This is a genomic window from Arthrobacter sp. AFG20 (genome assembly GCF_002892795.1).
Classification (GTDB): Bacteria; Actinomycetota; Actinomycetes; order Actinomycetales; family Micrococcaceae; genus Arthrobacter.
Window position 1 is genome coordinate 50,482 of record NZ_PJMC01000009.1, and the last position, 15,992, is coordinate 66,473.

The 15,992-nt window shown below is 66.1% G+C and carries 14 protein-coding genes; 8 read left to right on the forward strand and 6 right to left on the reverse strand.

Annotated features, from left to right (window positions below; all coding sequences use genetic code 11):
- Positions 1–26: 26 nt before the first annotated feature.
- From CXZ05_RS12175 to CXZ05_RS12195, 5 genes are read left to right on the forward strand one after another with little or no spacing between them, the layout of a single operon-like run.
- Positions 27–1,694: a pyridoxal-dependent decarboxylase gene (locus CXZ05_RS12175; RefSeq protein WP_258006559.1), complete on the forward strand. Its 1,668-nt coding sequence runs from the start codon at positions 27–29 to the stop codon at positions 1,692–1,694.
- The gene (locus CXZ05_RS12180; protein ID WP_102972863.1) at positions 1,691–3,094 is read left to right on the forward strand and encodes a lysine N(6)-hydroxylase/L-ornithine N(5)-oxygenase family protein; all 1,404 of its coding nucleotides are present in this window, start codon (positions 1,691–1,693) and stop codon (positions 3,092–3,094) included. The genes CXZ05_RS12175 and CXZ05_RS12180 overlap by 4 nt, the downstream gene beginning before the upstream one ends.
- The gene (locus tag CXZ05_RS12185) at positions 3,091–3,663 is read left to right on the forward strand and encodes a GNAT family N-acetyltransferase (RefSeq protein ID WP_102972864.1); all 573 of its coding nucleotides are present in this window, start codon (positions 3,091–3,093) and stop codon (positions 3,661–3,663) included. Before CXZ05_RS12180 ends, CXZ05_RS12185 begins: the two co-directional genes overlap by 4 nt.
- Complete coding sequence (locus CXZ05_RS12190) at positions 3,654–5,507, forward strand: IucA/IucC family siderophore biosynthesis protein (protein WP_374754658.1); 1,854 nt, start codon at positions 3,654–3,656, stop codon at positions 5,505–5,507. Before CXZ05_RS12185 ends, CXZ05_RS12190 begins: the two co-directional genes overlap by 10 nt.
- Positions 5,508–5,561: 54 nt before the next feature.
- Positions 5,562–6,365: an SDR family oxidoreductase gene (locus CXZ05_RS12195; protein ID WP_102972866.1), complete on the forward strand. Its 804-nt coding sequence runs from the start codon at positions 5,562–5,564 to the stop codon at positions 6,363–6,365.
- On the opposite strand, the gene CXZ05_RS12200 is transcribed toward CXZ05_RS12195, so the two are convergent.
- Positions 6,304–7,389, reverse strand: coding sequence for an FUSC family protein (locus CXZ05_RS12200; protein ID WP_102972867.1), 1,086 nt, complete (start codon positions 7,387–7,389; stop codon positions 6,304–6,306). The two genes, CXZ05_RS12195 and CXZ05_RS12200, sit on opposite strands and share 62 nt — an antisense overlap.
- Positions 7,390–7,597: 208 nt before the next feature.
- Complete coding sequence (locus CXZ05_RS12205; protein WP_102972868.1) at positions 7,598–9,223, reverse strand: MFS transporter; 1,626 nt, start codon at positions 9,221–9,223, stop codon at positions 7,598–7,600.
- 459 nt (positions 9,224–9,682) lie between these two features.
- On the opposite strand from CXZ05_RS12205, the gene CXZ05_RS12210 reads away from it, so the two are divergent.
- Complete coding sequence (locus tag CXZ05_RS12210) at positions 9,683–10,189, forward strand: DUF2231 domain-containing protein (protein WP_102972991.1); 507 nt, start codon at positions 9,683–9,685, stop codon at positions 10,187–10,189.
- Between the two features lie 294 nt (positions 10,190–10,483).
- The gene (locus CXZ05_RS12215) at positions 10,484–10,744 is read left to right on the forward strand and encodes a hypothetical protein (protein ID WP_102972869.1); all 261 of its coding nucleotides are present in this window, start codon (positions 10,484–10,486) and stop codon (positions 10,742–10,744) included.
- 93 nt (positions 10,745–10,837) lie between these two features.
- On the opposite strand, the gene CXZ05_RS12220 is transcribed toward CXZ05_RS12215, so the two are convergent.
- Positions 10,838–13,441: an ATP-dependent DNA ligase gene (locus CXZ05_RS12220; protein ID WP_102972870.1), complete on the reverse strand. Its 2,604-nt coding sequence runs from the start codon at positions 13,439–13,441 to the stop codon at positions 10,838–10,840.
- A 40-nt stretch (positions 13,442–13,481) separates the two neighbouring features.
- On the opposite strand from CXZ05_RS12220, the gene CXZ05_RS12225 reads away from it, so the two are divergent.
- The gene (locus CXZ05_RS12225) at positions 13,482–14,564 is read left to right on the forward strand and encodes a Ku protein (RefSeq protein WP_102972871.1); all 1,083 of its coding nucleotides are present in this window, start codon (positions 13,482–13,484) and stop codon (positions 14,562–14,564) included.
- A 40-nt stretch (positions 14,565–14,604) separates the two neighbouring features.
- Here the strand turns inward: CXZ05_RS12225 and CXZ05_RS12230 are convergent, their stop codons facing one another.
- The 3 genes from CXZ05_RS12230 to CXZ05_RS12240 all read right to left on the reverse strand — a co-directional run bounded on the left by CXZ05_RS12230 (position 14,605) and on the right by CXZ05_RS12240 (position 15,952).
- A complete protein-coding gene (locus CXZ05_RS12230) occupies positions 14,605–14,871 on the reverse strand; it encodes a Rho termination factor N-terminal domain-containing protein (RefSeq protein ID WP_102972872.1) in 267 nt (88 codons plus the stop codon).
- A gap of 68 nt (positions 14,872–14,939) precedes the next feature.
- Positions 14,940–15,419: an SRPBCC family protein gene (locus CXZ05_RS12235; RefSeq protein WP_102972992.1), complete on the reverse strand. Its 480-nt coding sequence runs from the start codon at positions 15,417–15,419 to the stop codon at positions 14,940–14,942.
- 254 nt (positions 15,420–15,673) lie between these two features.
- Positions 15,674–15,952, reverse strand: coding sequence for an HPr family phosphocarrier protein (locus tag CXZ05_RS12240; protein WP_102972873.1), 279 nt, complete (start codon positions 15,950–15,952; stop codon positions 15,674–15,676).
- Positions 15,953–15,992 lie beyond the last annotated feature (40 nt).

Genomic DNA, 15,992 nt, shown 5'->3' on the forward strand with positions numbered 1-15,992 from the left:
ATATCCCACCGAAAAAAGGATGAACTATGACGCTGCTGCCCGACGTGGACGAGCCACGCACGGACTTCGAGGCCGGCACCGGAGTTGAGGCCCGAAACCCGTACGCCCAAGACGCCGGCCCGGCTGCTTCCAGCCTGGACTTCGGGGCCGGCATCGAACTCGCCCTTGCCGCCAGCAACCAGCTGTTCAACGCCCGGAATGCACCGCGCTACGTGGCCCAGGTGCTGCAGGGTGTCAACGCCGTGGCCACCAAACTCGAGCGGACCTCGCAGCCGTTCACCGGCGTCGGCCCGGCCGAGATGAAGCGCCGCGTGGAGGCAGTGGACCTGGAGCGGCCGCTGCCGGATACGGCGGCGGCCCTCGAGGAGCTGCAGCACACCTACCTGCGCGACGCCGTGTACTTCCACGACGCAAAGTACGCCGCCCACCTGAACTGCCCGGTGGTCATTCCCGCCCTCGTGGGCGAGGCGGTGCTCTCGGCAGTGAATTCGTCGATGGACACCTGGGACCAGAGCGCAGGCGCCACCATGATCGAGCGCCGCCTCATCGACTGGACGGCAGAGCGGTTCGGACTCGGGAACGAGGCCGACGGCGTGTTCACGTCCGGCGGCAGCCAGTCCAACCTGCAGGCACTGCTCATTGCCCGCAACCATGCGGTGGCCCGGCTGCGGCAGGACCCGGCCAACGAGGGGCTGCGCTTGCCGCTCCTGCTGGACAAACTGCGGATCTTCACGTCAGCGGACAGCCATTTCAGCATCCAGAAGTCTGCCTCCATGCTGGGACTGGGGTTTGATGCCGTCGTGTCCGTCGCCTGCGCCGCGGACCACCGGATGGATCCGGCCGCCCTCGCCGGCGCGCTGGCCACGGCCGACAATGACGGACTGGTTCCCATGGCGGTTGTGGGTACGGCCGGGACCACGGACTTCGGCGCCGTGGATCCGCTGGCCGACCTCGCCGCCCTGGCCGGAGCCCACGGCGCCTGGTTCCACGTTGACGCCGCGTACGGCGGCGGGCTCATGGTCTCCAACCGCCACCGCCATCTCCTGGACGGCATCCGGCTGGCGGACTCCGTCACGGTGGATTTCCACAAGACCTTCTTCCAGCCGGTCAGCTCCAGCGCGCTGCTGGTCCGCGAGGGTGCAATGCTGCGCCACGTCACCTACTACGCCGACTACCTGAACCCGGAAACCGCTGCCCGCGCCGAGATCCCCAACCAGGTGGACAAGAGCATCCAGACCACGCGCCGGTTCGACGCCCTCAAGTTGTGGCTCACGCTCCGGATCATGGGCGCCGCTGCCGTTGGCGCGCTGCTCGACGAGGCGATCGACCTGGCGGCCCGGGTGGGCTCGGTACTCGCTGTCGACAATGACTTCGAGCTGGCGGCTGAACCCCAGCTGAGCACGCTGGTTTTCCGGTACCGTCCTGTCCTGGCAGACGGAACAAGGCTGTCTGAGGACGCTGCCGACGAGCTGAATCCGGCCATCCGCGCGGCCGTGTTCACGTCCGGCCAGGCTGTCGTGGCGGGCACTAAGGTCGCCGGACGGCACTACCTGAAGTTCACGCTGCTCAACGCCGAGGCAACTCTCGAGGACATCGGCGAGATTATCGGCCTGCTTCGAGGCTCCGGCGAAAGCCTGCTCGCAGCCGGTCTCCGGGGTGCCGGCTCCGCGGCACGGACGGAGGCCCACGCATGAGCACGGCATCATCCAGCACCCCTGCATGGAGCACCTCAGGCAACGGCCGCGTTTACGACTTCGCCGGGATCGGCGTCGGGCCCTTCAACCTGGGGCTCGCCGCGCTGAGCGAACCGGTTGAAGGCCTGGACGGCGTGTTCCTCGAGCGCCGCGAATCCTTCGACTGGCATCCCGGCATGATGCTGGAGCCTGCCCACCTGCAGGTGCCGTTCATGGCGGACCTCGTGACGCTGGCGGATCCGACCTCACCGTACTCGTTCCTGAACTTCCTCAAGCAGACCGGGCGGCTCTACCGCTTCTACATCCGCGAAAACTTCTACCCCTTGCGGGCCGAGTACAACCAGTACTGCCAGTGGGTCGCGGGCCAATTGCGTTCGGTCCGGTTTGGCGCGGACGTCACCGAGGTGACTTACGACGACGGCGTGTACACGGTTGCGGTTGACGGCCCGGCCGGGCCGGAGGTGCTGCGTGCGCGCCGGCTGGTGCTCGGCACCGGAACATCGCCCTACGTCCCGGGATCATGCCGCGCGATCCTGGGGGCCGGGGGAGCGGTCCTCCACAACGCGGACTACCTGGCGCGGAAGAGCGAACTCCAGCAGCGGGGCAGCATCACCATCGTCGGCAGCGGGCAGAGTGCGGCAGAGATCTACTACGAACTGCTTCAGGACATCGACGTGCACGGGTACCAGCTCAACTGGGTCACGCGCTCAGGCAGGTTCTTCCCGCTGGAGTACACCAAGCTCACCCTGGAGATGACCTCGCCGGAGTACGTCGACTATTTTCACGGCCTCCCTCAGGAGCGTCGCGACTCACTCATCAGGAGCCAGAAGAACCTCTACAAGGGCATTAACTCCGAGCTCATCGACGCGATCTACGACCTGCTGTACACCAAGAGCCTCTCCGGCATGGTGGACACCCGGCTGCTCACGCATTCCACCGTGACCGGTGCCAGCTGGAACGCCTCTGCCGGGTCCCACACCCTGGAGCTGTCCCACGGGGAGCAGGGCACGGACTACTCGCTGGAGACGGAGGCGGTGGTCCTGGCCACCGGATACGCGTACCGTGAGCCGTCGTTCCTGGCCGGCGTGCAGGAGCGCATTGCCCGGGACAGCGCCGGAAGGTTCGCCGTCCAGCGCAACTACAGCACCAGCGTCGAACCCGGCGAGATCTTCGTGCAGAACGCCGAACTCCACACCCACGGCTTCGTCACGCCGGACCTCGGCATGGCCGCCTACCGGAACTCGTGCATCCTCCGGGACATCCTGGGACGCGAGGCCTATCCGGTGGAGCGCAGCATCGCTTTCCAGGAGTTCGGCGCGCCCTCGGATGCAGACATCGCGTCGCCCGCCGGAGCAACTGCCCGCGCCGGAGTAACTGCACAGGCGGAGGTGCCCGCATGAGCTTCACGTTCCGCTGCGTCGACGCGGCCGCCGACGCGCCACTCATCCATAACTGGGTCACCCGCCCGTACGCCTCCTTCTGGGGGATGCTGAGCGTGACGCTCGAGGACGTCGTGGAGGAGTATTCCAAAATCCAGTCCAGCGGACACCATCACGCGCTGCTGGGGATCGACGACGGCGTCCCCGCCTTCCTGATGGAGGAGTACCTGCCGGAGTCGTCGCCGCTCAACTGCGTCTACGCCGTCCAGCCCGGCGACATCGGCATGCACCTGCTGGTCGCCCCGCCGCAGGGAACGCCCCGACCGGGGTTCACGGCCGGCGTCATGGAGTCCGTCCTGGACCGGCTCTTCCAAAAGCCCGGCGTGGAGCGCGTGGTGGTGGAGCCCGACGCCAGAAACACCAAGATCCACACCCTCAACACGCGGCTGGGCTTTGAGCCCGCCGGTGAGGTGACCCTTCCGGACAAGCAGGCCCTCCTGAGCTTCTGCACGCGCGAGTCATTCCACTCCGCACGCGCCGCCCGTTCCTTAACCCCAAAACGCCAGCCAACCCAGGGAGCATCACTGTGACCGCCCTTGAACTTGAAACTGCCCTGACCGCAGACAGCGCGGCAGCCCACCTCACACCCGAACGCTGGGCTGCTGCCAACAGGCACCTGGTCCGCAAAGCGCTCGCCGAGTTCTCGCACGAGCGGATCCTGGTTCCGGAGCCGGTGGGTGACAATGACAGGAACAGCGAACGCGGGTACCGGGTGCGCAGCGACGACGGCACCGTTGAATACCGCTTCTCCGCCCGGATCCTGCAGCTGGACCACTGGTCCGTCGACGCGGCTTCCATTACCTGCAGCCGCGACGGCCAAGCCGCCCCGCTGGACGCGCTGAGCTTCATCACCGAGCTCTCCGGAACCCTGGGCATCCGTCAGGAGATGCTTCCGATCTACCTTGAGGAGATCAGCAGCACGCTCTCCAGCCATGCCTTCAAGCAGTGGGTGGGCCAGCCGTCGTCGGCCGAACTGGCGGCCGGCGTGACCGGCGGAGCGGACGCAGCCAGGGACTTCCAGGCGATTGAACGCAGCATGACCGAGGGGCATCCCTGTTTTGTGGCCAACAATGGCAGGCTGGGTTTCGGGATCGGTGACTACCGTGCCTTTGCCCCGGAGGCTGGAGCCCCGGTGCAGCTCGAATGGATCGCGGTGCACCACAGCAAAGCGGTTTTCACCTCCAGCGCGGGCCTGGACTACGCCGCCCACTTCGAAACCGAACTCGGCGCCGGCGCGGCGGCTTTCTTCGACGCCGGGCTCGGTGCCTTTGGCCTCGACCCGGCTGAGTACTTCCTGATGCCAGTCCACCCGTGGCAGTGGGAGAACAAGCTGACGGTCACGTTCGCGGCGGAGATCGCCCAGCGGCACATCGTCCACCTCGGAACTGGGGCCGACAGTTACCAGGCCCAGCAGTCCATCCGCACGTTCTTCAACACCACCGCGCCGGATAAGACGTATGTCAAGACAGCCATGTCCGTCCTCAATATGGGGTTCATGCGCGGGCTGTCGCCGCAGTATATGAAGGCAACGCCGGCGATCAATGACTGGCTTCAGGACCTGATCGCCGGCGACGAGGCACTGCAGGGCCGCGGGCTCACCATGATCCGCGAAGTGGCAGCCATTGGTTACCATAACGGCTACTACGAGGCAGCCGCTGCTGAGGGCTCGTCGTACCGCAAGATGCTGTCCGCCCTGTGGCGGGAGAGCCCGCTGCCGCTGCTCAAGGACGGGCAGCAGCTGGCTACCATGGCCTCGCTCCTGCATGTCGACGCCGAGGGCAAACCCATGGTGTCCGCGCTGATCGAGCAGTCCGGGCTGGAACCGGGGGCGTGGCTGCGGCAGTACTTCGAGGTGTACCTCGTGCCGCTGGTGCACTGCCTCTACCGCTACGAGCTCGCGTTCATGCCCCACGGCGAGAACGTGATCCTGGTCCTCGAGAACGGTGTGCCGGTCCGAGCCGTCATGAAGGACATCGCCGAGGAGATTGTGGTGATGGGGGACAAGCTCGACCTCCCCGAAGCGGTTTCCCGGATCAAGGTGGACATTCCCGACGGCGACAAGGTCTTGTCCATCTTCACCGATGTCTTCGACTGTATCTTCCGCTTCCTCGCCGCCCTGCTGGAGGAAGACGGCATGCTCAGCGGCGAGGAGTTCTGGCGCACGGCGGCAGCAGCGGTTCGCGACTACCAGGGTGAACACCCGGAACTGGCTGACCAGTTTGCCCGCCACGATTTGTTCGCCCCGGACTTCGAGCTGTCCTGCCTGAACCGGCTGCAGCTGCGCAACAACCAGCAGATGCTGGACCTGGCTGACCCGTCCGGGGGCCTGCAGAAGGCGGGTAGGCTCGCGAATCCGCTGGCCAAATTCGCCTGAACTCCGCCATCAAGCAGCACCGATTCATCGGTGCTGCGGGCTTAGGCTGTTGCCATGACGCCCAACACCGCCAGACCCACAGCCCTCGTCACCGGCGCCACCGCGGGACTGGGGGCCGAATTCGCCCGCCAGCTCGCCGAAAAGGGGAACAACCTCGTGCTCGTGGCGCGCGACAAGGCACGGCTGCAGGCTACGGCCGACGAGTTGCAGCGGCGGTACGGAACCACAGCTGAGGTGCTGACCGCGGACCTGACCGACGACGGCGGCGTGGCCGCCGTCGTCGGACGCCTTTCCGACCCCTCACGGCCGGTGGACCTGCTGGTGAACAACGCCGGAATCGGGCTGCTGCACAACTTCGACGAGAACCCGATCGAGGACGAGAGGAAGCACCTGAAGCTGCACGTGCAGACGGCCATGGAGCTCAGCCACGCCGCCCTTCAGGGCATGCTGGCCCGCGGTTCCGGCCGGATCATCAACGTGGCCAGCGTGGCGGCTTTCCTTCCCCGCGGTTCCTACTCGGCAGCGAAGGCCTGGCTGCTCAGCTTCAGCCGCTGGGCGAACCTTGCCTACTCGCCCCGCGGCGTGAAGGTAACAGCCGTCTGCCCCGGATTTGTCCACACCGAGTTCCATGACCGGATGGGGATGGACAAGTCCGTGGCCCCTGGCTGGACGTGGCTGCGGCCGGGGCGCGTGGTCCGGGAAGCGCTGGCGGACAATGAGCGCGGGAAGGCTGTTTCCATCCCGACCAAGCGCTACAAGGTGCTGGCCGCCGTCGTCCGCGTGGTGCCGGACAGGTTTACGGCCGGGCCGCCGCGCCGGCCGCATGAGCCGGGCGCCGGTTCCGGCGCGAGCGGATAAGCAGCACCACGAGGATTCCGACGCCGGCCCCCACCACGGTCTCGACGGCGCGTTCGACGATGAGCACCTGCGGGTCCGCCGGTGCCGCCAGCTGGGTCATCAGCAGGATCACCGGAGTGAACCAGACCATCGCCAGCCCGTAGTGCCGGGTCATGAACAGCTCGGTGCCGAACTGGAAGACGATCACCAGCAGCGCCAGCACCGCGGCCTCCGCTCCCGGGAAAAAGTGCAGCGGAGCCCAAGGCCCGGGCAGAAGTACGACGGCGACCAGCACCAGCCCGAGGAACGTCCCCATGATCCTGTGGATGCCGCGGTGGACGCTGCTGGGCAGGTCCGCGCCGGCGAGGGGAACCGCCGCGGCGGCCATCGCCCAGTGCGGGTGGCCACTTCCGGTCAGGACGCCGATGGTGCCGGCGGCGCCGACGGCCAGCACGTAGCGGGAAGCGTGCAGGGCTGCCCGGCGGCGCAGTGCTCCCCGCAGCCGGGCGGACGGCCGCGCCGCGCCGCGCCGCCATGCCCTGCCGCGGACCCAGCCGCCGAATCCCACGAGCAGGGAGAAGGCGGCGGACCCGGCGGCGATGAGCAACGCAACGTACCAGGGTACGGCGGTGGGAACTGAGGCGCAGGCGCCCAGGGCAAGGATCCCGAAGAAGGGGCCGTTGGGCCGGAGATGGACCTTGTCCGAATAGACGGAACCCACGCCGGCCAGAAGGGCTTCGATGCCAACGAGCCACCATGAGTGCAGGCCGTTGACCGAGAGGAACACGCCCACGGTCACGCCCGACAGCAGGACCAGTGCCGCCTGGAGCTGGTGTTTGAGCCGGAGCTGGTGCGGCTCCGAGCGGCCGTACATACCGGTGAGCGCGCCGAACACGGCGTAAATGGTGAGCTCCGGCCTGCCGGCGAGCAGAAGGACGAGGGAGGGGACGGCCACGCTGATGGCCACACGCCATGCGGAGAGGTGGTCGTTGTTGGCGGGGCCCAGGCTGTGGAGCTGCCGCAGGTGGTGCACTACAGACTGCACGGCACGTCCCTCTTCACCCTACGAAGGTAGCACCGCCGCAAAGATCTCACCGCGGGCTGCGTCACAAAGTGAGACAGGCAACAGGGCCGGTTCGACTGGGCAGCGCGAAGGCCAGGGCAGCGCGAAGGCCCGTCCGGTACGCCCTCGGAAGGGGCACACCGGACGGGCCTTCAGTCGCGCCAGCCTTCGGCGCCAACAGCCTGCAGCATCAGGCTCGGGCGGGCACCTTCAGTTCGTCGTCGCGGTTCAGTTCGTCGTCGAGGTCCTTACCCAGGTCCCGGTTCAGTTCATCGACGGTCTCGAACGGCAGTTCGTCGAGGTCAAGCAGCGGGTTCTCGTCCTGGGTGGCCACAAGTTCACGGGCCTCCGCCGGGGTGTCCACGCTGGGCATCGAGCCGGGCAGCGGGCGCTGGGCGGATTCCTTGAGGAAGTAGATGGCCACGGCACCAACGGCCGAGGTAGCCATCAGGTAGTAGGCAGGCATCATGTCGTTGCCGGTGGCGTTGATGAGGGCATCCACGATGAACGGCGTGGTGCCGCCGAAGATTGCCACGGAGAAGTTGTAGGCAATGCCCATGGCGCCGTAGCGGCTGGCCGTGGGGAACTGCGCCGGCAGTGCCGAAGCGAGGTTCGCAACGTAGAAGGTCACGGGGAACGCGATCAGCGACAGGCCGGCAAGGGTTGACCAGATGCTGCCGATGCCGATCAGCATGAACGCCGGGGCAGCCAGGACCACTGTGCTGACGGCACCGATCCAGAGAACCGGGCGGCGGCCGATGCGGTCGGAGAGCTTGCCGGTCAGCGGAATGCAAAGGCTCATGACCACGAGTACCGGGATGGTCAGCAGCGTGCCGTGGACGGGGTCGTAACCCTTGGACTCGGTGAGGTACGTGGGCATGTAGGACGTCAGCGCATAGCCGGCCGTGTTCGCCGCGGCCACGAGGATCATGGCCACGACGATTGAGCGCCAGTAAGCCTTGACGATGCCCACAGGGCCCTTTGCCGCAGCGTCATCACCGGCGGCAGCATCCTTGGCGAGTTCCTCCTGGGCGTCCAGCGTGGCCTGGAACTGGGGCGACTCCTCAATCTTGCTTCGGAAGTACACGGCGATCAGGCCCAGGGGACCCGCGATCAGGAACGGCAGGCGCCAGCCCCAGTCCTCCATGGCGGCCTGGCCCATGGTCAGCTGCAGCACAGACACCAGCGCGGCGCCCAAGGCGAAGCCGAGGTAACTGCCCATGTCCAGGAAGCTGGCGAAGAAGCCACGGCGCTTGTCAGGCGAGTACTCGCTCACAAAAGTGGTGGCGCCGGCGTATTCGCCGCCGGTGGAGAAACCCTGCACTAGCTTGAGCACCACCAGGAGGGCCGCTGCCCACATGCCGATCTGCGCGTAGCCGGGCAGCAGGCCGACGGCGAAGGTGCTCGCCGCCATCAGCATCAGCGTGGCCGCCAGGACCTTCTGGCGGCCGACCTTGTCGCCGAGCCAGCCGAACACGACGCCGCCGAGCGGGCGGGCGATGAAGGTGGCAGCGAACGTGCCCAGGAGGAACAGCGTCTGCACGCTCTTGTCCGCTTCCGGCAGGAACACCGGCCCCATGGTGGTGATGAGGTAGCCGAACACGCCGACGTCGTACCACTCCATGGTGTTACCCACGATCGTGCCGCCGAGGGCCTTCTTGAGCATGGGCTGGTCAACGACGTTAACGTCGGATACCTTGAGCCGGCGCCGCGCGAGCAGCTTTGGTTTCTTCGCACCCCGGGGTGCGGCCTGGTCAGTTCCGCTGGCGTTCCTGGCGCCTGCTGAAGAGTCGGTCGTGCTTCGGTCTGTGGGCATTTGGGCAACTCCTGTGGAGGTCATTTGCTTGCGACTTGTAGCTGCCCCGCTCCGGGCAGGCCTTCAATTTTACGGGATTTCCATGGATTTCGAGAGTTCGGTGCCGTATGATCCTCCGGTTTAGGGGGCCAAACGGGACTGAAGTCAGATTTGTTTTGGCCGATTTGGCCCCGCCATCATGCGGATTTTCCGCGGCGCCAGCGATCGTTATCAAACATTTTTGTGGAACTGTGCTTTTCAAGCCCGATTTTGCGCCGAATCCGGCCTTCCAGGCACCCCGATTCCGGTCCGCCGGGCGGGTGTAAACGGCGGCGGAGGGTCGTTGATTGAACCGTTCAGCCGCGGTACTCGTCTGATTGGTTAGGTCCAGGTTCAGGACCCGGGACGACGGACCGGGAGGGCGGGACTGAGCGTTCATAACTTCCAGACGGTTCATAACTTCCAGACAGGGTGTTCGCCATGGACTACGAGATCAGCGGTCTGCCGATGCATGTGTTGCTCGTCCACGCCACGGTGGTCTTCGTTCCGCTCGCGGCCCTTTGCACGCTGCTGAGCCTTCTCTGGCCGGCCGCCCGACGGCGTTTGGGGATTGTCACGCCACTGGTTGCCCTGATGGCTCTGATCCTGGTGCCGGTCACTGCGGCGGCCGGCGCGTGGCTCTTGGACCGTGTTGATGTCACACCGCGGATCAGTGCCCACATGCAGCTCGCCGGGATGCTCCTGCCGTGGGTGGTGGGCGTGTTCCTCGTGGCCCTGGCCCAGTGGCTGTGGTTCCGCTACGGCACCGCGCAGGCAGAGGGAATGAGGCGGCGAATGGGCACCGTCGGGTCCCGTATCGCGGGGATTGTCGCCGTCGTGGTCGCCCTGGTGCTCTGCGGTGGTGCCGTAGCCTCCGTGGCGATCGTCGGGGAAGCGGGATCCCGGGCGGTGTGGGAAGGATCCTTCCGGACCGGGGCCGACGACTGAACGGGGCCGATGCCTCAGTAGTCTCTTCCCGGACGGCGTGATTCTGCCTAAGGTGGACCCATGGGAACACTGATCTTCGAGTAATGGACGCGCCATGGCGGCCATAGCCCGCTGTTAGGCCAGCCGCTTTTGGCCGCTGCGCCCGGCAATCGCCGCCGCAACCAACTCCGCCTATTCAGGTTTCTGGCTTCGCAATGATTCGTCGCTGGAGAAGCTCTTTTCTGCTATCCGGTGCCGGCGGAATCATGGATCTCATATGGGGACACTTCATTTCATCGCGGAAAGGAAGAACAAATGACCGACTCCCACAACGGAAGCAGCATCAAGCCGGATGTCGCTGCGCATCTGGCGGAATCGATGGACAGGCCGGCTCTGCCCACTCCCGAGACCCTGGCCGTGACAGCGGCAATGGGCGGGGCAAAGCAGTGGCCGGATGGCAACGGCAAACGGCGCCACCCCAAGGAACACGGCGCAAGCCCCGGCCGCGGGGGACAGGGTGCTGCTGTGACGGCAATCCACCGGACCGGCCGTCCGCAGATGCCGCACTCGTCCTGATCATCTGGCAATACGAAACAGCCTGGCGACGCCCGAATGCGGGCGACGCCAGGCGGTTTCATGTGGCTGGCTTGAGCTGGCATGACGGGTCCGTCAGTGCCACGGGGATTCCAGCACCACCTCCGCCGGTTCCTTGTCCAGCCGCCAGCCGCGCCATACCGGGTGGCGAAGCTTGCCGCTCCCGGTCCACTCGCCGAAGGTCACCTCCCCCACCAGGGCCGGGTTTACCCAGCGCGCGTCCGCCGCGTCCGCCGAGGGAACGTCTTCGAACGGCGATGCCTTCTGCGCCAGACCCTCCATCTTTTTCCGCAGTTCCTCCAGTTCACGCATGCTGAAGCCACTTCCCACACGGCCCACATACCGCAGTGTCTTGCCGTCCGGAATACCCACCAGCAGTGATCCCACGGTGTTGGACCGGTCGCCCCTGCCCGGACGCCAGCCGCCCACCACCACTTCCTGGGTCTGTTCGATCTTGAGCTTGATCCACGTGTGCGTCCGTTGCCCGCTCACATAGCGGCTGTCCGCGCGCTTGGCCATCACGCCTTCCAAGCCCAGCTCGCGGGCGCTTTCCAGGATGTGCTCCACCTTCTCGTCCAGGGTCTCCGACAGCTCCACCGGACACCCGCGAGGCTCGAAGAAGTCGGCGAGACGTTCCCGCCGCTTCCTCAGGGGCAACCTGCGCAGGTCATCGCCGTCGTCGGCCAGCAGGTCAAACAGCATCATTCGAACCGGGATGGTGGCACGGGCCCGCTTCACGTCGCCCGGCCTGGTCAGCTTCATCCTTCCCTGCAGGAGCCCGAAGTCGGGCCGCCCGGAAGGCCCGACGGCGAAGATCTCGCCGTCCGCGATGAAGTCCTGCGGGGGCCAGCAGCTCCTGTCCGTGAATTCGGGATAGCTGGCCGACATGTCGTTGCCGTTGCGGCTCAGGAGCCTGATTCGATCGCCGTCCGCCACCACGAGCGCGCGGATCCCGTCCCATTTGAGTTCGAAGAGCCAGTCGCTGCCGTGCAGGTCCGCCGGGGTGCCCGCCGAGGCGAGCATGGGAGCAGGGTCCTCCTGGAGGCTGTCCCTTCGGGGGGTTGCTGCCGGCCTCGAGGTGGCCGTGCGGGCCGGGTTCGCCGGTTCTTTGGCGCCGGCCGCTTCCTTGGTGCTGCCCGGCTTTTTCCGTGTTCCGGGGACCCTGTCCATCAGATGGATGAGCCACTGTGACTCCTCGCCGTGGCCCTTCCCGGTATGGATCAGGGCGAACCTCCTGGTGCCGCCAAGCCCGCCGCCCTCACGGCCCGTCAGTGTGGCGATGACTTCCTTGCCGTTGACCCATTTTTCGAGCTCATAGACACCCTTGTCCCAGATGCTGACGCTGCCCGCCCCGTACTCGCCCTTGGGGATGTCGCCCTCAAAGTCGGCATAGTCCATGGGGTGGTCTTCGGTCTGTACCGCCAGATGATTCTTGTCCCCTGACTCCGGCACGCCCTTCGGCAGCGCCCAGGAGACGAGCACGCCCTCGTGCTCCAGCCGGAAGTCGAAGTGGAGCCGGCTGGCGTGGTGCTCCTGGATGACGAAGATCTCCTTGCCCGCCTGTGCCCCAACGGCGTTGGCCTTTGCCTCGTGGTGCTCTTCCGCGGTGAACGGCTCCGGTGTCTTGCCCTGGTCGCGCAGGGAGCGGTACTTGTTCAGCCGGGGGTCCGCGTGCCCGCCGCCGCGCGGTCCGGCGGTTTTCGGGGGTGTGGAGCCCGGGTGGGCAGTGTTGGCGTTGCCGGCGCCGTCAGCCCGGCCGCCGCCGGTGTGGCCTGCGCCGGCGTGCCCGGTGGCCGCACTGACCGGGGCGAAGGGATCTTTGCCGGCCGCCACCCGGCGCATGACCTCCTCATAGTCCAGGTGTTTCAGCGACGGCGAACGCAACTCCCGCCAGGTCCGCGGAGCCGCCACGGTGGGGTGCAGGCGCCCGCGGAGCGAATAGGGAACGATGGTGGTCTTCGCGGCGTTGTTCTGGCTCCAGTCCACCAGGACCTTGCCCGTCCTGAGGGTCTTCTTCATGTCGCTGACCGCCAGGTCCGGATGGTCGGCTTCCAGGGCCCTGGCCAGTTCACGGGCGAAGGCGGAGACCTCATCCGAGGTCTGTGTCCCGTTCAGGACGGCGTACAGATGGATCCCCTTGCTGCCGCTGGTGACCGGAATGGGATCAAGCCCCACGTCCTGCAGGATGGTCCGCGCCAGCTTGGCCACCTCCACGCATTCGGGCAGTCCTGCGCCTTCCCCGGGATCGAGGTCCAGGACCAGCCGGTCGGGAGGCAGGGCGCTGCCGTGGGAGTCCACCGTCCACTGTGGCACGTGGATCTCCAGCGAGGCGATCTGTGCCAGCCAGGTGAGGGTGGCCGGATCGTTGACCAGCGGATAGTAGTTGGTGTTGGTCTTGTGCGTGATGGCGGCGCGGGGCACCCAGCCCGGGGCAGACTCGTCGAGGTTCTTCTGGAAAAACATCTCACCGGGCTGGTCGGCGGTTCCTACTCCGTGCACCCACCTCTTGCGGGTTGCCGGGCGGTTCCTGGCGGCGGGGATCAGAACCGGGGCCACAGCGGCGTAATAGGCGATGACGTCCGCCTTGGTGGTGCCGGTGGCGGGATACATCACCTTGTCGAGGTTGGTCAGGGTCAGTTCGCGGCCGCCGACCCGCACGCGTTCCTTACCTCCGGCCATGGGGCTTCACCTCCGGCCCTGTGTGCTGTTGACTTGTCCCATGAGAGCGATCTGGAAAGGCGCCATTGCGTTCGGGCTGGTCAACGTCCCGGTGAAGGTCTACAGCGCCACGGAGGACCACGACATCAGTCTCCATCAGGTGCACAACGCCGACGGCGGCCGGATCCGCTACCAGCGCCGCTGTGAGGTCTGCAGCGAGGTCGTTGACTACTCCGACATTGAGAAGGCGTACGAGGACGACGGCCGGACAGTGATCCTCACCAAGGAGGAGCTCAAGGCCATTCCCGCGGAGAACAGCCACGAGATCGAAGTGGTGCAGTTCGTGCCCTCGGACCAGCTGGACCCGATCATGTTCGAGAAGAGCTATTACCTGGAGCCGGACTCCAAGTCTCCCAAGGCCTACATGCTGCTGCGCAGGGCGCTGGAGGACACCGAGCGCGTGGCGGTGGTGCAGTTCGCGCTGCGGGACAAGACGCGGCTGGGTGCCTTGCGGATTCGCGACGACGTCCTGATGCTCCAGGCGCTGCTGTGGGCGGACGAAGTCCGGGAAGCAGCGTTTCCGGCCTTGGACACCTCTATCCGCATTTCCGCGCAGGAACGTGAGATGTCCGCCGCGCTGGTGGAGTCCATGGCCTCCGACTTCGAGCCCGAGCAGTTCACCGACGACTACCAGGCACAGCTTCGCCAGCTTATCGAGGCGAAGCTGGAAAAGGGCGACGCGCTGGACACGGAAGAGACGTTCGGTGCTGAGGCCGAGGGTGGCAACGGCGAAGTGATCGACCTGATGGAGGCCCTGAAGCGCAGCCTCGACAAGAAGCGCGCGGGAGGGGCGGCCGCACAAGGGTCGAGTGAGGACGAGTCGGCTGAAGACGAGCCGGCCGAACCCGCCAAGCGCGGTGGCCGCAGCAAGACCGCGGGTGCTTCGAAGACGAGTACTGCTTCTAAGACCGGCACTGCTTCCAAGACCGGCGCTGCTTCCAAATCCAGCACGGCATCGAAGACCGGGACAGCGACGAAGACCGGCACCGCCTCCAAGACCAGTGCCGCAGCCAAATCCGGCACGGCGTCGAAGACTGGCACCGCGGCCAAGTCCACCGCGAAGACCGCGCGGAAAGGCGCCTGAAAGGACGGGCGCTCCGCCGCGTGGCCGCACCTGCACCCGCTCAGGAATTCCTGAGCGCAGAGACGAGTTCGCTCTTTTTCTTGCCTGAATACCCTTTAAGGCCGATTTCCTTGGCTTTGGCCTTGAGCTGATCAACGGTCCAGTCCTCGTAGTCGCCGGACTTGCCGCCCTTGCGGCCTACCTCGGAGCGTCCCTTCTTGGCTGCCGCGTTGGAGACGCGGGCCGCTTTCTGTTTAGAGGCCCCCTCGTCGCGGAGCTCTTCGTAGAGTTCGGGATCTTTGAGGCTCGGGTTCTTCTTCTCTGGCATGGCTACCTCCGTGAGGGAAAGATCGGTCGCAAGTGAACGATCGGGGATCAGGTCAGCGCGGGACCAGGTCAGTGGGCTCCCGGACTTTCCACTTCGCCCCGGTTCACAGCGGCACGCCAGGCGCCCGTCTCGATGCCCCGGGTTTCGATGAACTCCTTGAACCGTGCCAGGTCGGAGGACACCTGCTGCTCATCAACGTGGGCGGCGGCTCCGGCCCTCTCCAGCAGGCTCTCCGGTTCCCATTCGAGTTCAACGTTCACGCGACAGAGATCCTCGCCCAGGTTCTCGAAGGTGACTCTGCCGGCATTGCGGGGCTTGTCTTTGCTGACCCAGGCGATGCACCGGTCCGGCGTCTGTTCCAGGATCTGCGCATCGTATTCGCGCTTGACGCCCGCCACGCTGGTGCGGAAATGGAGGGAGGTTTCGTCGATCTGTTCGACGGACTCGACGCCCTTCATGAATCGCGGGAACGATTCGAACTGTGTCCACTGGTTGTAGGCGGTGCTGACTGGTACCTCGACGTCCACGCTTTCCTGCAAGGTTTCCACTCTGTCATCCTCCTTCAGCCCGGCAGTTCCGCCGGTCATCAATGGCTGGCCACAGTTCCAAGCTAGTAGGGCGCAGAATCAAAAACAAGAAACTACTAAGGTTGCTTACTTAGCCAGAATAGCCCGCTGATCAGGCGTGATGTCCCCCTCGTCACCCACCAGCGGCAGAACCATCCGGAAACGGCTACGGCCGGCCTCCGCCGGCCGTCCCTTAAGGGGACTGCGGCGGAAACCGGCCGTAAAAGCGTTGGTGCCTATTCGGCGTCGTGATCCGTTTCCAGGATCTGAACCAGGCGCTCGAGGGCGGCGTCGGCGCCGTCACCCTCGGCCCGCAGCACCACAACGTCGCCGTGTGATGCGCCAAGGCTCATGAGGGAAAGGATGCTGGCGGCGTCCATGGCCTCGTCGGCAGGCTCCCCTTCGCGGGCGATGGTGATGTCGAGGTCAAACTCGCCAGCGGCCTCGGCGAAGATGGCGGCGGGGCGGGCGTGCAGGCCTACGCGGCTGGCGACGGTTGCGTTACGTTCGGACATTTCTGCTCCTTGCAATTGCAGTGTGGGGGGGGTTGGAGTG

What these genes read in the sequence shown, in the direction of transcription:
- CXZ05_RS12175 (WP_258006559.1), top strand. Translation starts at nt 27, where the DNA reads ATGACGCTGCTGCCCGACGTGGACGAGCCACGCACGGACTTCGAGGCC.
- CXZ05_RS12180 (WP_102972863.1), top strand. Translation starts at nt 1,691, where the DNA reads ATGAGCACGGCATCATCCAGCACCCCTGCATGGAGCACCTCAGGCAAC.
- CXZ05_RS12205 (WP_102972868.1), bottom strand. Translation starts at nt 9,223, where the DNA reads ATGCCCACAGACCGAAGCACGACCGACTCTTCAGCAGGCGCCAGGAAC.
- CXZ05_RS12225 (WP_102972871.1), top strand. Translation starts at nt 13,482, where the DNA reads ATGAGAGCGATCTGGAAAGGCGCCATTGCGTTCGGGCTGGTCAACGTC.
- CXZ05_RS12195 (WP_102972866.1), top strand. Translation starts at nt 5,562, where the DNA reads ATGACGCCCAACACCGCCAGACCCACAGCCCTCGTCACCGGCGCCACC.
- CXZ05_RS12220 (WP_102972870.1), bottom strand. Translation starts at nt 13,441, where the DNA reads ATGGCCGGAGGTAAGGAACGCGTGCGGGTCGGCGGCCGCGAACTGACC.
- CXZ05_RS12230 (WP_102972872.1), bottom strand. Translation starts at nt 14,871, where the DNA reads ATGCCAGAGAAGAAGAACCCGAGCCTCAAAGATCCCGAACTCTACGAA.
- CXZ05_RS12210 (WP_102972991.1), top strand. Translation starts at nt 9,683, where the DNA reads ATGGACTACGAGATCAGCGGTCTGCCGATGCATGTGTTGCTCGTCCAC.
- CXZ05_RS12185 (WP_102972864.1), top strand. Translation starts at nt 3,091, where the DNA reads ATGAGCTTCACGTTCCGCTGCGTCGACGCGGCCGCCGACGCGCCACTC.
- CXZ05_RS12215 (WP_102972869.1), top strand. Translation starts at nt 10,484, where the DNA reads ATGACCGACTCCCACAACGGAAGCAGCATCAAGCCGGATGTCGCTGCG.
- CXZ05_RS12240 (WP_102972873.1), bottom strand. Translation starts at nt 15,952, where the DNA reads ATGTCCGAACGTAACGCAACCGTCGCCAGCCGCGTAGGCCTGCACGCC.